Source organism: Helicobacter anseris (assembly GCF_003364335.1).
Lineage (GTDB): Bacteria > Campylobacterota > Campylobacteria > Campylobacterales > Helicobacteraceae > Helicobacter_H > Helicobacter_H anseris.
The window spans coordinates 1-17,500 of sequence record NZ_NXLX01000026.1; the positions used below are offsets into that span (position 1 = coordinate 1).

Below are 17,500 nucleotides of genomic sequence, written 5' to 3' on the forward strand. Positions count from 1 at the left end.
ATATAAACCATTTTTCCATCCAGTTGCTTTGCTTGCTCCATCTTGAACATAAGCATTATAGATTGCAAACTCTATAGCATTAGAAGTTACATCTTTAATTCCTTTAGAAGAACCATCAATATCTATAGAACTATTAGAGCTTGTAAGAGAATTTGCATAAGAGAGTGCAAATCCTAAATAATTATTTGCTCCACTAAATCCAAAAGCATAATCATAACCTGCTTGGAATGTAGTATAGAGTGCTTTAGTTTCTAAAGAGAAGTTAGAGGTTTGCATACCATTAAAGATTCTAGCCCATGCACCTTGAGAATTAGCATTCTCTCTTAATTCACCCATTCTTTTATTTAAGCTATTTATGTTGGCTAGATAGAGCACATAGTTTGTATTAAGTGCAGTAAATGATGCATCTTGGTTGGAAGTAGAAGCACCTTTAGATGTCATAGAATCTACAAAATAGGTGGTGTAGTCTCCACCATTATTGTATTTACCATTTTCATCTGTAGTTTGAGTGGTAAGTGTAGTTCCTACTAAATCAAATCCTTGAAGTTGATTTGCTCCTATAAAGCTAACATTAGAATCTTTTTTTATAGTAGCTACTGCAATATTACCTTCTGTTTCACTTCCGCCACCATGATATTTAATCGTTGAAATATCTGTATTATTATCTGCAATTACTTGGAGATAGTGTGTGCCTTTTGTTCCTGAGAGAACAATTACTCTATCAGAATATGCATAACCATAAGTTTCATTATTATTTGCAGGTTGATTTGCCATGGTCGCATTTGTTGCATTGGCATTCATATAGACTCTAAAAAGTGTATTATTTCCACTAAGTCCTGTAGCATCTGTATTGTTTCCAATACTTAATAATCTAAAATCACTTCTTGTTGGAATAGCACCAAGATCATTACCATCTGAAGCAATATCAATAATAGTATTTTTTTGCTCAAAAGAATTTAGCAATAAAGCATCTGTATTGAGTTGATTTGCATTGATAGTAAGATTTTTTACATCTAGCCTATTACTTCCTACTAAGAAGATTTTTGCATTAGGTTGCATTGTGAGGTTGATTTTGATAGAGGAGTTGGCCAGACTCGTGCTACCTGCAAAAATAGAATCTTTATTTAAAGTGATGTTAAAATGCTTATCTGCTGCTTGAGTGCCATTTTCTAGAGAATAGATATTGCCAGTTACCAAACCTTTGATGATGACATCATCTTGTGTTTTGCTTCTAGTAATTTCTAGATTGAGCAAATAGGGATTGTCAGTGTAATATTTTTCATATTGTGCTATGAAAGATTGATCTTTTAAATCCCCAATTTGCACTTTTTTATCCTCAATAGTAAGCTTGATACCATCTTTGTAGGTTACACCTAGAATTTTATTTTCTGAGACATTTGTTGCTGAGGCACTAAAATCATCCTTGCCATAATTGCTTGAATCATACATATCATTACTATTTGCAAAAATAAGATTCGCAGTAGTATTTGGCTGATAGTTGATGTGTAATATTTGTGCAACATTTGTGGTGTTTATATTATCAAATTGTGAAACAAGATTGAGCGATGCTGTTTGAGACAATAAGAGAGTGTGAGATAAAGAAGCATGGGAGACATCGGGGCTTGAGATATCGCTTCTTACTACAACATTTGTTAGTCCGCCTGATGCCGTAATGCTACCAGATGTATTACTATCAGATAACCAAACCCCATCAACAATGATATTGTTTTTTGAATTTCCTGTTGTGGTGATTTTGCTATCTAATATAGAATCATTTTGTATTAAGATGTTGTTATTACCACCATTATAGGCATTGATATTTCCGCGTAGTGTATTTGAAGCACTCGATAATGTAATATTATTTTTTCCTGTATTGCTTGCAGAGATATCTCCTAGAATCTTTGCTTCTTTTAAATCTTGCCTAAAGGTAATATTATTTACACCTTCGATATTTTCAGAACCATCAGCAATAATGCTTCCATTGATAAGATTTTTGCTACCACTATGGAAAGTAATATTATTTTGTTTTGAGATTTTTGTAGCAACTGAAGATGTATTTCCTGCCTTAATACTTCCATCAATAATATTTTCACCCTTTCCATAAAAATCTATATTGTTATATGATGATTTATTGCCATTATAGGCATTGTAGATTGCATACCCATTTAAGTAGTCATAAAGATTAAATGAGCGAATGGTAACATCTCCATAAGTTGCAAAAACAACTCTATTGGTTCCATTATCTGTATCAATACCTCCTATGGAGATTTTTTGAGCACCCGTTGAAATACTTGCTTTATTATCGCTAGTCCTGATACCAAAGATAATATCGTTAAATCCGTTTTCTGCATAGACATTTAAAATATTGCTAGGTGATTCTTGTGCAGATATCGTAATCCTATTTGTTCCAGTATTGTTGGAAATACCTCTTTTTTGAGTGATAATATTTAAGCTATCAGCATTGATAATATTGGTGCCACCATTATTTGCTATGCCGGTAGAAGTTGTTGAGTGGATATCAAGTTTGCCTGTAAGATTAAGAGTGCTAGTGCCACTTTTTGTATAAATACCTTCCTCTATAGTATTGATAATGATATCTTTTGCTTGCAATTCAGTAGAGCCACCTTCTGTAAAGATCCCTTTAGAAGTTGTTGAGCGGATATCAAGATCGCCTGTAAGATTAAGAGTGCTAGTGCCAGTCCTTGTATAAATACCTTCATTTTTAGCATTGATGATGATATTTTTTGCTTGAATGGTGCTTTTGCCATTAAAGACAAAAATACCTCTTGAGCCAGTGGATAAGATATTTAATTGATCTGTAAGGGTAATTTTATTGATACCACCAGAATCGCTATAGATACCACTTAGCAGTGTGTTGATATTGAGATTTGCTGCATTAATAACATTTGTTCCACCACTATTGCTTGCAATTCCTTGAGAGTTTGTGGAAGTTAAATTTAATGTCTTTGAGGCTGTAATTAAATTTTTACCACTTTTTGTATAAATACCTTCTGCTTTTGAAGAAATTGTAATATTGGATGCATTGATGGTATTGCTACCATTTTCTGTTGTAATACCTCTACCTTGGGAGAATTTTCCAAAAATCTCCCTTGTAGTAAGAAAGGCTCTAATATCGATTGTGTTTGCATCAATAAGATTTTCTCCACCATCTGTTGCCATAATAGCCCCATCCATTGTAGAAAAAGTTCCCAAAGAAATATTGATAGAATTTGTAGAACCTTTTGCTATAGCAAGTATGCCTCTCTCTATTTTTAAATTGGCATTTCCACCACTACCATCTACAACAAAAACATTCTCTCCTCTATTTTTAAAAAGACCATTCATGGCAACCACATATCCTCCTCGGACAAAAAGAGTATCATTTTTATGAATCCAAATGTAATATTCTCCATTGTTTGTAATAATATTTCCATCTCTTGCGGTTTCTGCATGTATATTGGCTGTTCCTATAAGGACTGCTAACGAAGAAGCTATGAAAGTTTTTGAAAAAGTGGGAAATTTTTTGAGAGGAAGTGAAAGGGAGTTTCTAGGAAAAAATTTTAGTTTTTGCCCCCCCCCCCATTATTATTCTTAAGTGTAAGATTTGACATTTTTTCTCCTTTTTGCGTGTTTTTTAGTATTTGTGCTATTTCTCAAATTTAAAAAATATCAAAAAATAGAGAGGATTTTTTAAACAATGAAAAATAAGCTACGGGTCTAATTATAATTCTTAATTACTTAATAAAAACTTAACAATTTTTAATTTTTGTTAATAATTATCAATTTTATATGAATTTTTAATATAAAAATGTGAAAGAAAATTAGAATATGTATTTAATGTATAATTTGGCAAAAAATTTGGAGTATTTTTGATGATGGAATTGCGATTTAGTGTAAATGATTTTAATGAGGCAAAGCAGGTGATTGTAGGGGGAGTAAATTCTCCTGTAAGGGCATTTGGTAGTGTGGGGGGAACTCCTATTTTTATACAAAGTGCAAAAGGTTATGAACTTTTTGATGTAGATAATAATACTTATATTGATTTTGTGCAAAGTTGGGGACCTTTGATTTTTGGTCATTGTGATGGAGATATTGAAGATGCAGTCTTGCAGGCTGTAAAAAATGGCTTGAGTTTTGGAGCGCCTACTGAGAGGGAAACAACTTTGGCAAAGCTTATTATTTCTTTTTATGAGGGAATAGATAAAGTGAGGCTTGTAAGCTCTGGAACTGAGGCGGTAATGAGTGCGTTAAGACTTGCAAGAGCCTTTAGTAAAAAAGATGGAATCTTAAAATTTGATGGGTGTTATCACGGGCATAGCGATAGCCTGCTTGTCAGTGCTGGGAGTGGTTGTGCTACTTTTGGAACTCCAAGCTCATTGGGCGTGCCTGAAGATTTGAGTAAGCATACTTATGTTGCGCGTTATAATGATATAGATTCTGTAGAGCAGTGTTTTAAAAGCGGAGAGATTGGATGTGTGATTATTGAGCCAATTGCTGGGAATATGGGATTGGTTCCTGCGGATTTGGAATTCTTAAAAGATTTGAGAAAAATTTGTGATAAATATAATGCGGTATTGATTTTTGATGAAGTAATGAGTGGCTTTAGAGCGGGAAAAAATGGTATTCAGGCTTATAGTGAGGTGATACCTGATCTTTTTACTTTTGGAAAAGTTATAGGTGGCGGTATGCCAATGGCAGCTTTTGGTGGAAGAGAAGATATTATGCGTTTGCTTTCTCCTTGTGGAGGTGTGTATCAAGCAGGGACATTGAGTGGGAATCCTGTGGCGGTTTCTGCGGGTATTGCAGCGCTTTGCAAGATTGAACAAAATCCTCATATTTATGCTGAAATGGAAACATTGGCACAAAGACTTGTGCAAGGGTTGCAAAAAACAGCTAATGCGAATGATATTGCATTGCAAACTTGTGTGCGTGGTAGTATGTTTGGATTTTTCTTTAATGATGGGGTTGTGAAAAATTTTGATGATGCAAAAAAAAGTGATTTAAAGATGTTTGCAAAATTCCATCAAGAAATGTTGCATCGAGGGGTGTATTTTGCTTGCTCTCAATTTGAAACAGGGTTTATATGCACGCCTATGAATGCAGAAGTGATTGATAGAGTGCTTGGTTGTGCTGATGAAGTGTTTAGAGCTATCAAATGAAAAAAGATTTGAAGAAGGCAAAAAAAATTGTTTCTGGGGCTTATGATTTAAGCCTTGGAATCTCCATTGTTATTGCAGTTTTATTGGGGGTTGGCATCGGGATTATGCTCAAGCAGATTACAGGATTTTCTTGGCTTTTATGGCTAGGAGTATTTTGGGGGGTAGGTGCTGGAATTTTGAATATTTATAAGGCTTATTGTCGTGCTCAAAAAGAATTAGAAGAGCTTGCTAAAGACATAAAATATACTTCTAAGCAGGATAAAAAAGATGTGTAAAATTCAATGTTTTTTGATTGTTTTGTTAGTGGATATTTTGGTTTTTTTGGGACTTTTTGTTGGTTTTAGTGAAGAGAGAATGATTGCGTGGAATTTTGAGGCAGGGTATTTGGGTTTTTTATTTATCGCGATAGCAAATTTCTTTTCTTTAAAAAAATCTATTGCAAAGAAATTGGAAGGAATGCAGGATTTAGAGATTGGAGAAAAGAAAAAAAGAAGATTTTCTCATTTGGTTTTAGGAGCGCAAATTTTTAGCTCTTGGTTAAGAATCTTGGCTTATATCCTTTTGTTTTTAAGTTTATTTTTCTTGATGCACTTTGAGCAATTTGTATTATGGGCTTATGTGTGCGGTATTGGCATTAGTCTTTTTGTGGTTGTATTATTACAATTTTGGAATTTAAAGAAACAGTAAAATACAAAAAGCATTAAATTGTAAAATTTTTGTAAAAATTAAAATATTTTTTATCTTTTTTCAAGTATATAAGATATAATTGTGGGATTTTTTTTTTATAAAAATAAGTGAGCTTACAATGGTAAAAGATGCCTCGTATGAAAATGTTTTGAATGCTTTTTTGCAGAATTTTGATAGCACAAAACAAGAAATTTTAAAAGAAAGCGTAGAGATAGCGCAAGATTATTCAGATTTTTTACACTTTTATACTTTGGATGTTAAACCAAGTGTATTGGTGCTTGGCAAAAGCGATGAAGCAAAAGATTTTTTAGATTTTATCAAGACATCTAAAAAGCATTCCTATGAAGCAAAATTATTGCTTCCGCAAGATATTGTGGCAATCAATGGACATCTTGGGGATTTTGAGGTAAAGCTCAAAGATGAGGCAGAGAGCTATCATTTTGCACAAATTGTGCTTTTTTATGAAGATGAGCATTTGCAACGCTTTATGGGGTGTGAGAATGCTGGAGATTATGAGAGTGCTGAGGCATTGATGGAGGTATTGGATTCTCGTATAGGGGATTATCAATATCATAATATTATCCATTATGATTCTCATAAATGTCAGTATCATCAAAGACGACCTGATAAAAATGGGCAGGGGTATTGCCATCAATGTGCTGATGTATGTCCTACCTTTGGCGTAACAAAAGATGATAGTTTGATGGAGTTGCAATTTTCAGCACTAGATTGTATAAGCTGTGGAGCTTGTGTGATGGTATGTCCAAGTGGCTCTGTGCAAAGAGATGGATATACTAAAGAATCTCTTTATAAAATTGCAAAGCTTTATAAAGGAATAGTTCCAGTTGTATTGGCACAAGCAGATTTAGTATTAGTTGATGGGATTGATTTTAAGGAAAGCTTACCTTTGATTTTAGCACAACCTCGTATGCTTAATGAAGTTTATCTTTTAAGTCTTATTCAAGAGAGTGGGGCTCAAGTTGTATTGTTTGATAGAAGTGGGGATATGCGATTAAAAGAGAGTGTGGATTTAATCAATGCGATTTTCAATCAAGTGTATCAAAAACAAGCCATTTTTTTAGCAAATGATATACAAGAGTTGCAATCTTGTATTTTACAAGCAACAATACAGAATAATTTTTATTACACTTATTATCAGCAACATACAGAGGCTTTGCGACAGATTTTTTCAGAGAGATTGAAGTTTGTGGTGTTGGATGGTGATTTTGGAGAGGTAGTAAGTGGGGGGAATACCTATGGAGAGGTATTAGTCGATAAGGAAAAATGCACACTTTGTATGGGATGTGTAGGGGCTTGCAATGTGCAAAGTTTAAGTGCAGGTGATTTTTCTTTGTTGCATAATCCCTCGCTTTGCACAGCTTGTGGCTATTGTGTAGATTCTTGTCCTGAAAATGCAATTAGTGTGGATTTTGGAAAAATAGTCTTAAAGAGTAGATGGTTTGAGGCTAGTGTAATGGCTAGTGATAGCGGTTTCAGATGTGTGGAATGTGGCAAGGTTTTTGCAAATACTAAGGCAGTGGAAAAAATTAAAAATATTATGACACCAATTTTTGGTAATGATGCTACAAGATTAAGGACATTGGAGTGTTGTGAGACTTGTAAAGTCAAAGTAATGTTTGGAGTGTGAGATGATAGAGCAAAAAAGTTTAGATATTCAAATTACTAATGCTAGGGTTTTGTATTATGATTTTTTTGCAAATTTGTTTTTATATGAATTGTTAGAAAAAAATCAAGAGATTTTAAAGCAACAAGTGCAGATTCTAGAGCAATATCCTTTGAGTGAAAAATCTCAAGAATATTTTAAGGTTTTGCAACAATACTTGGAAGAAAAACCACAAGAAATTATTCAAGAATATACACAAACTTTTATTTTGTCCTTTGATAAAAAATATCAAAATATTCCTTTATATCTTTCTCATTATCAAAATGGATGTATGGGTGGTGAGAGCTTGGTATATGTTAGAGAATTGCTCAAAGAAAGTAGTTTTTATGTGAATAGAGAATTTACAAAAGAGAATGAGGATCATTTGGGAATTTTGTGTTTATTTATGAAACATCTCTTGCAATCAGGGGATATTAAAAAAGCAAATACTTTATATAAGGATTGTATTATGCCTATAAGAGAGGGTATTTTTAAGATACTAAAGCAGGAAAATGCAGGTTTTTATACAAGAGTTTTTGGCATTTTTGATGACTTTTGTGTTTTGGAAGATAGCTTGGTGGCTTGATATAAAATCTAAAATATTTTTAGGTTTTATATGGGGTCATCCCCGAATTTTTATTAAGGAGAAGGTATGGATGTAAAAAATTCTCGTAGAGAGTTTTTGAAAACTACCACTAAGGCTTCTGTTGCTGTTGCAGTAGGGGGCTTAGCGCTTGCAGGTTGCAAGGATAATAAGCAAGTGGGAGTTCTCAAGGGAAAATCAACAAAAGAAGAGGTGCTTTATACGGGTAATACTGAGTATTGGAAGACTTATTACTCTGTAGCAAAATAAACAACAAAAAAAAGGAAGAAAATGAGTGAGAAAGATATCAAACGACAATCGCGTCGTGCGTTTATGAAGATGTCTGCTCTTGCTGGTGCTGTTGGTGTTGGAAGTGTTTTGGCAAATGATAGTCAAGAAGTCTTAAAACAAGCAGGAAAGCAGGAGCTTGGAGAGGCATATCCAGGTTCAAAGAAAATAAAAACTATCTGTACACATTGTTCTGTTGGATGTGGGATTATTGCTGAAGTAAAAGATGGTGTATGGGTGCGTCAAGAAGTGGCACAAGATCATCCTATCTCTCAAGGTGGTCACTGCTGTAAGGGTGCTGATATGATTGATAGAGCAAGAAGTGAAACAAGATTGCGCTATCCGATTGAAAAAGTAAATGGAGAGTGGAAGAGAACGACTTGGGATTTGGCAATGGATAAAGTAGCCACTCAACTTAAGGATATTAGAGAAAAATATGGTCCCGATAGTGTAATGTTTATTGGTTCTGCAAAAGTAAGCAATGAGCAAAGCTACTATATTAGAAAATTTACAGCATTTTTTGGAACAAATAATATAGATCATCAAGCTAGAATTTGACATTCTCCAACAGTCGCTGGTGTGGCGAATACATTTGGTTATGGTGGAATGACAAATCACCTTGGAGATATGCAATTTTCTAAATTTATTTTAGTAATTGGAGCAAATCCTGCTGTAAATCACCCTGTAAGTATGGTGCATATTTTGCGTGCAAAAGAATCTGGAGCAAAGATTGTGTGCGTAGATCCACATTTTAGTAAAACTGCAGCAAAAGCAGATGAATATGTGCGTATTAGAAGTGGGACAGATGTTGCTTTTGTTTATGGGATGATTAATTACATTGTGGAGCAAAAACTCTATGATGAAAAATATCTCAAAGAGCGTGTGTATGGATATGAGGAAATTTTCAAAGAGGCAAAAAAATATCCTTTGAATGTTACTTCAGATATTACAGGGATTCCTGCTGAGACTATTAAAAGCGTTGCTACACAAATGGCAAAAGCAAAACCTGCTTCATTGATTTGGAATCAAGGCTTAACACAACATACAGTGGGGACAAGCAATACACGTATTATGCCTATTTTGCAACTTATATTAGGCAATATTGGTAAGAATGGTGGTGGTGTAAATATTTTAAGAGGACATGATAATGTTCAGGGTGCCTCTGATATGGGAAATCTCTCTGATACACTTCCAGGATATTATGGATTAGGTGAAGGGCCTTGGAAACATTTTTGTAAGCATTGGTATGTAGATTATGAATGGATGAAGGGGCGCTTTAAATCTAAGGAGATGATGGAGAAAACAGGTTATGCATTATCTACTTGGAGATTTGGTGTTTTAGATGAGGAGAATTTTGGAAATAATGCTAATACTCCACTTAAGGCTTTGGTGGTAATTGGTAATGGAATTTCTACAACTTCTTTGCTCGATAAAACAAAAGCAGCATTAGATAAGCTTGATTTGGTTGTATTTATTGATCCTTATGTGAATGATGTTGCAGTTATCACAGAGAGAAAAGATAATCTTTTCTTATTGCCAGCAGCTTCACAAATGGAAACAAGTGGTTCAGTAGCTGCAACAAATCGTGCTTATCAATGGCGTTATCAAGTGATGAAGCCAATGTTTGAGTGTAGAGAAGATCATGAGATTCTATTTGATTTGGCAGAGCGTCTAGGATTTAAAGAAGAATTCCAAAGATCTCTTTATGAAATTGCAAAAAAAGAAGGACGCAAGGAATTTATTTGGCCAGATGATGCTACTACAGAAATGGCACAAAGCATTAGAAGTATTGCTCTACAAGGTATGAGTGCTAAGCGCTTAAAAGAACATTGTGATAATTGGCATATGTTTGATAAGGTTACGCTTGGTGGTTATGGTCCTATGAAGAATCAATACTATGGATTGCCTTGGCCTTGTTGGAGTGATAAGCACCCTGGAACCCCTGTAATGTATAATGATAGCATTCCTGTAATGCAAGGTGGTATGGGCTTTAGGGTAAATTGGGGAGAAAAAGCACCAGATGGAACTAGTATGCTTAGCTCAAGAAAATTGCCAAATGCTAAAATTGGCGGGCATTTAGCAATTACTGCTGATAATATTGAAAGTGTTTTAGGCATTAAGCTTAGTGCTAAAGAAAAAGAAGCGGTTAAAGGCACTACATTTGCTACGGGCACAACTAATATTTTGGTAGAAAAGGCTCTTGAAGCAGGAATCTGCCCTTATGGTAATGGAAAAGCTAGAATGGTAGTATGGAATTGGTATGATAAGATTCCATTACATAGAGAACCATTGCATTCTATTAGACAGGATTTGGTAAGCAAATATCCAACATTCCCAGATAAAAAAGATTTATTCCGTGCAAATGTGCGTTTTGAATCTGAGCAGAAAAAAGATTGGAAGAAGGATTATCCTTTGAATATGCTTACAGGAAGATTGGTTGCACATATGGGGACAGGAACAGAAACAAGAAGTGCAAAATATCTTGCAGAAATTGCACATACTATGTTTGTGGAAATTCATCCCAATACAGCATTTAATCTTGGAATTAAAGACAAAGATGATGTTTGGGTATATGGAGTTGGAGGCACAAGGATTTTAGTAAAAGCAAAACTTTCATATCGTGTCGATGAGAATAGTGTGTTTTTACCGCAAAATTTCTCTGGTGTTTATAGTGGAGAGAGCTTGCTTGATCGCTATCCTGATGGCACTAAGCCTTATGCAATTGGCGAGGCAGCGTCTTTGGTTGTAGGGTATGGTTATGATTACAATACAGCTTGTCCAGAAACAAAGAGCGGTTTATGCCGTGTTGAAAAAGCTTAGGGGGTAGAGAAATGAGTATAAATAAACAAAATCAAGTTCCTTTTACTGCTGGAGGTTTTACAGGGGTAAATCACTCTAGAATCAAGTTTTATTGCGATGATGAGCGTTGTATTGATTGTCATGGATGTGATGTTGCTTGTAAAGAAGCACATCATCTTCCAGTTGGCGTTAATAGAAGAAGAGTCATTACCTTTAATGAGGGTATAGTAGGTAAGGAGAAATCCATTTCTATTGCGTGTATGCATTGTGCAGATGCACCTTGTGCAAAGGTTTGTCCTGTAGATTGTTTTTACATTCGTGCAGATGGTATCGTATTGCATAATAAAAATACTTGTATTGGATGTGGTTATTGTCTTTATGCTTGTCCATTTGGAGCGCCACAATTCCCAACAAGTGATGTTTTTGGCTTCCGTGGTTCTATGGATAAATGCACCTTTTGTGCAGGTGGTCCAGAAGAGACTTTCAGTGAAAAGGAATTTGAACTTTATGGACAAAATAGAATTGCTGAAGGAAAAGTCCCGGCTTGTGCTGCAATGTGTTCTACAAAAGCTCTTTTGGCAGGTGGTTCTGATGAAGTGAGTGGAATTATTCGAGAGAGAGCTGTAAAAAAGGGAATGGGCACCGCACAAACTCCATACATTTGGAGCAAGGCTTATAATGATTAAAAAGGAGTTTTGATGCAAAAATTAAAAGTCTTTTTATTTGCATTATTGATGTGCATAAGCCTTGGATTTGGTAATGATAAGCAAGTGGATTTCTCCTATAATGAAAAGATTTATGGTGCTCCGCAGATTGAAGCAATCAAGGGGTGGGGGATAGATTCTCCTACTTCTGGTGTAGTGAGTGGTAGTGTATTGCAAATGCAAGGTGTGGGAATTGAGCTTGCAGATAATGGTGAAAAAATATCTGGAATTAGAGGTTGGAGAGGTCTTGGAGAAGGTTTTACAATTTTGCAAAACAAATTTTTTGCTCCAATTTTCTTTGCAATCTTAATTCTAGTGCCTCTAGCATTTTTTGGACACAATCGCATTGTTGGTGTTAAAAGATTTGATCACCATGGTAGAAAATTCAAAGTTTTTTCAAAATACAATATTATTGTGCATTGGGGTGCTGCTATCCCTTTTGTTTTGATTTGTATTACAGGTCTAATGATGATGTTTGGAGATAAATTAGGCGGTGGAATGCCAATTAGGCTAGCTAAGAATTTGCATTTTTTAGCAACCTGGATATTTTTAATCTTTGGTATTTTAATGTTTTTGATGTGGGTAAAGCCCGCAATGTTTAAACTTTATGATATTGGTTGGCTAAAAATTATGGGAGGTTATCTTTCAAATGAAAAAAGAGAGGTGCCTGCTGGAAAATTCAATGCTGGACAAAAAATGTGGTTTTGGCTTTGCACACTTGGTGGTTTTGCAATGGCAATCACTGGTTTAATTATGCATTATTTTTATGGCGATATCAATACTTTGCGCCTTATGGCTATTATTCATAATGTGCTTGGTTTTGGCGTATTGGCAATGCTAATTACTCATATTTATATGGCAGTTTTTGCTATTGAAGGTGCGATAGAGGCTATCTTAAATGGTCATATGGCAGAAGAGGAATTGGCCTTAATGCATAGCTATTATTATAAGGAGCTTATAGGTGAGCAAAAGTAGTTTTACTGCTTTATTACCTTGTATTAAAGTTTTTAAGAATCAAGAGGGGGTAGAGGGGGTAGATTCTGTAATAAAAGAAGAGCGCATTGCTCTTTTTTTAAACGGAACAAAAATACTCTCTACGATGAGTATTCCGCAAGATCAAGATGCTCATGCTATTGGTTTTTTGCTAAGTGAGGGAGTAATTGAAAGTATTGAAGATGTTTTAGAGATTGTGGTGGATGATGATGGTTTGAGTGTAAGAATCCAAGCAAAGATACAAGAAGAAAATTTAGTAAATCTTTATAGAGAAAAGACGCTAACTTCTGGATGTTGTGTTGGAGTAACAGGTAACTTTGAGGGTAAGATTATTGAGAAATTTGTATCTTCACAGGTGCGTGTTAGAATTGAGAGAATCTGGGATATTTTAGAGCATTTTTATCAAGATAATGCTTTGTTTAATCAAACAGGATGTGTGCATAGGGCACTTTTGGCAGATAAAGAAGGAAGGGTTATGTTTGAGGCATTTGATGTTGGAAGACATAATGCAATTGATAAAGTAGTAGGTAAAGCACGCATGCAAAGAGCATCTCTTAGTGAGGCGATTTTATTTGTAAGTGGGCGTCTTTCTTTGGAAATGGTGATAAAAACAGCAATGCATGACATTCCTATTGTTGTTTCAAGGGCTGCTACTACACAGCTTGCTATACAATCTGCTCAAAAACTTGGAATTACGCTTATAGGGTTTGCAAGAGAGCAAAGATGCAATCTTTATACACATTCTTCAAGGATTTTATTTTAACTTTTATTTTTTTGTATAATTTATAAAAAAGTAATAATTAGATATGCGAAGAGAAGATATTGTTAAACAATTGCAATTACGATTATTGACACTTGATGATTTAGATGAATTTAATAAATTATTGCGTTATGCATTCCAAGTTACAAATGATGATTTGTTAAAAACTGGGTGGAATAATGAAGAAATTAAACAAGCAAAAACACCTATTTTAAAAAAGGCTCAAGTATTAGGCTATTTCCAAGGGGTAAATCTAGTTTCTCAAATTGCACTATATCCAATGCAAATGAATGTTTATGGCAAGATTTTTAAGATGTGTGGAATCACAGGTGTGGCTACTTATCCTGAATATTCTAGCTTGGGATTGATGAAAAATCTTATGAAAGAGGCTTTGGTAAAAATGCGAGAAAATGCCCAGAGTATTTCTTGCCTTTATCCCTATTCTATCCCTTATTATCGTTCAAGAGGATGGGAGATTATCTCAGATAAAATGACTTTCAAATTAAAAGATAATCAATTGCCAAAAACAATTCCTACGCATGGAATCATTAAGCGTGTAAAGGCAAATGATAAGGATTTGATAGAGTTGCATAATATTTTTGCAAGACAGACGCATGGTTGTTTGGTGAGAGATGAGCTTGCATGGGATGAGTATTGGCGTTGGGATGTTGAAGATGAAATGATAGCAATTTATTACAATGAGGCAGGGGAACCAAGAGGCTATGTAGTTTATTTACTTGAAAATGATGTCTTTTTTATCAAAGAAATGATTTATCTTGATACTGAAGCAAATATGGGGCTTTGGAATTATATTAAAGCGCATAATTCTATGTTTGATGAATTAAGGGGTGCGAATTATAGCAATGAGACTTTGAGCTTTTTACTTGATGATGGAAGCATTAAAGAGACTATTATGCCTTATATTATGGCTAGGATTGTTGATGTGGAATTATTTTTTAAGCAATATCCTTTTGATTTTGCAACAAAAAAAGCCAGTATTTCTTTTGAGATCAGCGATTCTTTGCTTGAATGGAATAATAAGACTTTTAATCTTAAATTTGAAAAAGATCAAGTTATTTTTGATTCTAAAAAAAGCAAAAATAAAATCAAGCTAGACATTCAAACACTTAGCACAATGTTTTTGGGCTATAAACGACCTTTGTATCTAAAAAAAATTGGTAGATTGCAAGCGGATAAAAAAAGTATTGATTTGCTAGAAGAGATTTTACCAGAGGGGAAGGCGTATTTTAGCGATTATTTCTAATCCCCAATTGCTTGAGGATTAGAAAGATTTATTGCACAGGGGCAGAAAAACTAATCTCTACTTGTGTCCAAGTAAGCCCATCGTGTAAATCATAGCATAAAGTCGCAAGAGATTTAAATGCCTCTAATGCACCAAATTCCATAATATCAATAATGCCTTTAGCTTCCAATACACCATCTTTGATTGTGTATTGCATAGGAACTTTTACATTTTTGCCATTCATTTTTATATTTGCTAATATACTACCTTGATTTTCACCTTCTATTACATTTTTGAAAGTTACTTTAATAGCTTCTTGTTTGTTAAATTTTGCAAAAAAATAATTTTTCACATTATCATTTTTTACAGAATCTCCCAAATCTACGCTCAAAGGGTTTATACTTGCACTAGCACCCTCAAGAATCATAGAAAGATTTTCACCTTTTTTAAACTTATATTGAATATCTGTAAAACTACCGCTTACAGGAACTTTTTGTGTAGTTTTATAAGCAGTCCATTTAACCTTTGCTTGAGTAGTATCAAGAGAAGTGGCATACAAAAAACCACAAAAAAATCCAAGAGCCATAATACTTAAGAGAAATTTTTTCATTATTTTTTCCTTTAGTCTTTATTTTAAATAAACCCAAAGATTTTATATTGCAATTGCAAACAAAAAATTATTTTTTAAGAATTTGTCGTATCTCTTCTTTTGAAGCATTGTTTATAGTAGTAAAATTGCCATAGTAATCTAATAATTTTTTTAATTCACTAGGGCTGTAAGTGGTATTTTTGATAAAGTTTTTTGTTTTTTGATTTTTATGAAAAGTAATTGCAAAGCGATGTGCCTCATCTCTGAGTTTTTGTAAGAATTGCAAAGAGGTATGATTTGTATCTAGATGCAATACAGAATCTAGAAGATAGATTGTATCTTTAGCTCTTCCTTTTGCTCTATGGGCTTTATGATCGAGCTTTTCTTTTGCAATGCCTATGATATCTATATCTACTCCAGCACTTTGTAAAAGTTTTTTTGCTAAATTGATTTGTGCTTTTCCTCCATCAAGCAGCCAAAGATTTGGAGGAGGATTTTTTTCAAAGCTCTCAATTCTTCTTGTAAGCATTTCTTGCATCTGTGAGTATTCGTCATTTCCTTCTAAATGATAGTGCCTATAAGCATTTTTAACAAAACGATTATTTTCAAATACTATCATTCCTCCTACTTTGAAACTAAAATTATGGTGACTAGTATCAAAAACTTCGATTCTAAAAGGTGTTTGCGAGAGCTTAAAAACATCTTTTATTCCTTTGAGCAAGGTGTTTTCTTGTTGATTTTGTTGTCTTAGAATTTCATTAGCATTTTGATTGGCAATAGCAATAAGGGAAGCCTTAAAGCCTTTGAGTGGTTTTTGTATCACTACTTTTTTGCCTTGATATTGATAGATAAAATCCTCTAATTCTTTTATATTCTCTATATCTGTTCCTATAAGGATATTTTGAGGAATAATAGGAAGTTTTTCTTTGTAGTGATTGAGAATAAATTGCGTGTAAATGTCATTATCATCAATTTCATAATCACTTTTGATGTTTTCAAAATCAGAAGCGATGATTTTCCCCTCACGCATAAAAAGCTTAATTAAAATAGCGTGATGTGAGTGATTTTTAACAATACTTAAAATATCAAAATCATAGGGTTGTGGATAAGAAATTTGTGAAAAATTTGTAAGAGGAGTGATTTTTTGAATCCTCTGCTTGTAGATATTAGCTTCTTCAAAGAGAAGTTTTTGTGCCAAATCTAGCATTTTTTGCTCTAAAGCTTCAAGAAGTTTATTTTTATTTTTTAAAACCTTCAATGCTTCTTGCAAGATTTCTTTATATGCTTCTTTTGTGATTTTTCCTTCACATGGTGCTTTACAGCGATTGATTTGATAAAATAAACAAGCTTTTTTTCCTTTGATACAGGATTTTTTTTGCACTAAAGCAAAAAGAGCATAAAGACTATCTAAAATATCTCTACATCCACTAGGATAGGGGCCAAAATAAAGCATTTCTTTTTTATGTTGCACTTTTCTAGTCATTTCAAATCTTGGAAAATCTTCAGACATATCAATGCAGATATAAGGATAGGTCTTATCATCTCTTAAGAGAATATTGTATTTTGGTTTGAGTTGTTTGATGAGAGAATTTTCAAGAAGTAATGCATCTTGCTCGCTAGATACGACTATGGTATGGATTTGTGTTGTTTGATTTAGCATAATTTGAATGCGTTGTGATAGATTGCTTTGAGGTAAAACTTTTGTATCTTGAATCTTAAAATAGCTTTTAACGCGTTTTTTAATATTTTTTGCTTTACCTACATAAAGCACCCTGCCTTGATGGTCAAGATATTGGTAGATTCCAAATGTTGTAGGAAGATTATTGAGTATCTCTTGTGTGATCATTTAAGAATTGTAGCATATTTTATTTTTTTTAATTTTTTTAAAAACCTTATAAATACCCAAATATACACTATCTCAAGTTTTTTATACCCCCCCCCCCCTCATTATTTGTCAATAACTATCAAAAAAAGCAATTTTTTAATATATAATTTTTGTCTTACTTTAAAAATAAAGAGCTTAAATACTTTT

14 protein-coding genes are annotated in these 17,500 nt (G+C 33.8%); 11 read left to right on the forward strand and 3 right to left on the reverse strand.

Going from position 1 to position 17,500, the window contains the following annotated elements:
• Positions 1-3,345: beta strand repeat-containing protein (locus CQA57_RS07535; protein WP_115579628.1), on the reverse strand; the 3,345-nt coding region annotated here is incomplete at its 3' end.
• A gap of 530 nt (positions 3,346-3,875) precedes the next feature.
• Here CQA57_RS07535 and hemL point away from each other — a divergent pair.
• The 11 genes from hemL to CQA57_RS07595 all read left to right on the forward strand — a co-directional run bounded on the left by hemL (position 3,876) and on the right by CQA57_RS07595 (position 14,900).
• Positions 3,876-5,159 carry a glutamate-1-semialdehyde 2,1-aminomutase gene (hemL, locus tag CQA57_RS07540; RefSeq protein ID WP_115579641.1) on the forward strand — a complete coding sequence of 428 codons (1,284 nt, stop codon included), beginning with the start codon at positions 3,876-3,878 and terminating at the stop codon, positions 5,157-5,159.
• Complete coding sequence (locus tag CQA57_RS07545; RefSeq protein ID WP_115579629.1) at positions 5,156-5,434, forward strand: AtpZ/AtpI family protein; 279 nt, start codon at positions 5,156-5,158, stop codon at positions 5,432-5,434. The genes hemL and CQA57_RS07545 overlap by 4 nt, the downstream gene beginning before the upstream one ends.
• Positions 5,427-5,846, forward strand: a complete 420-nt coding sequence (locus CQA57_RS07550) for a hypothetical protein (protein ID WP_115579630.1) — start codon at positions 5,427-5,429, stop codon at positions 5,844-5,846. Before CQA57_RS07545 ends, CQA57_RS07550 begins: the two co-directional genes overlap by 8 nt.
• 118 nt (positions 5,847-5,964) lie before the next feature.
• Positions 5,965-7,494, forward strand: a complete 1,530-nt coding sequence (locus tag CQA57_RS07555; protein WP_147288369.1) for a 4Fe-4S binding protein — start codon at positions 5,965-5,967, stop codon at positions 7,492-7,494.
• Between the two features lies 1 nt (position 7,495).
• Positions 7,496-8,095, forward strand: a complete 600-nt coding sequence (locus CQA57_RS07560; RefSeq protein ID WP_115579632.1) for a TorD/DmsD family molecular chaperone — start codon at positions 7,496-7,498, stop codon at positions 8,093-8,095.
• 66 nt (positions 8,096-8,161) lie between these two features.
• Complete coding sequence (locus tag CQA57_RS07565) at positions 8,162-8,362, forward strand: twin-arginine translocation signal domain-containing protein (RefSeq protein ID WP_115579633.1); 201 nt, start codon at positions 8,162-8,164, stop codon at positions 8,360-8,362.
• A 21-nt stretch (positions 8,363-8,383) separates the two neighbouring features.
• Entirely contained in the window at positions 8,384-11,200 is a 2,817-nt protein-coding gene (locus CQA57_RS07575; RefSeq protein ID WP_245941875.1) for a molybdopterin-dependent oxidoreductase, read from the forward strand.
• An 11-nt stretch (positions 11,201-11,211) separates the two neighbouring features.
• Entirely contained in the window at positions 11,212-11,865 is a 654-nt protein-coding gene (fdh3B, locus tag CQA57_RS07580) for a formate dehydrogenase FDH3 subunit beta (protein WP_115579636.1), read from the forward strand.
• 12 nt (positions 11,866-11,877) lie between these two features.
• Positions 11,878-12,858: a formate dehydrogenase subunit gamma gene (locus CQA57_RS07585; RefSeq protein WP_115579637.1), complete on the forward strand. Its 981-nt coding sequence runs from the start codon at positions 11,878-11,880 to the stop codon at positions 12,856-12,858.
• Positions 12,845-13,639 (forward strand): formate dehydrogenase accessory sulfurtransferase FdhD, encoded by a 795-nt coding sequence (gene fdhD / locus CQA57_RS07590; protein ID WP_245941876.1) that lies wholly within the window; start codon positions 12,845-12,847, stop codon positions 13,637-13,639. The genes CQA57_RS07585 and fdhD overlap by 14 nt, the downstream gene beginning before the upstream one ends.
• 43 nt (positions 13,640-13,682) lie before the next feature.
• The gene (locus tag CQA57_RS07595) at positions 13,683-14,900 is read left to right on the forward strand and encodes a GNAT family N-acetyltransferase (protein ID WP_115579638.1); all 1,218 of its coding nucleotides are present in this window, start codon (positions 13,683-13,685) and stop codon (positions 14,898-14,900) included.
• Positions 14,901-14,928: 28 nt separating this feature from the next.
• On the opposite strand, the gene CQA57_RS07600 is transcribed toward CQA57_RS07595, so the two are convergent.
• Together CQA57_RS07600 and uvrC are read right to left on the reverse strand one after the other, a co-directional pair.
• Positions 14,929-15,489: a YceI family protein gene (locus tag CQA57_RS07600; protein WP_115579639.1), complete on the reverse strand. Its 561-nt coding sequence runs from the start codon at positions 15,487-15,489 to the stop codon at positions 14,929-14,931.
• 67 nt (positions 15,490-15,556) lie between these two features.
• Positions 15,557-17,314, reverse strand: a complete 1,758-nt coding sequence (uvrC, locus tag CQA57_RS07605) for an excinuclease ABC subunit UvrC (protein WP_115579640.1) — start codon at positions 17,312-17,314, stop codon at positions 15,557-15,559.
• Positions 17,315-17,500 lie beyond the last annotated feature (186 nt).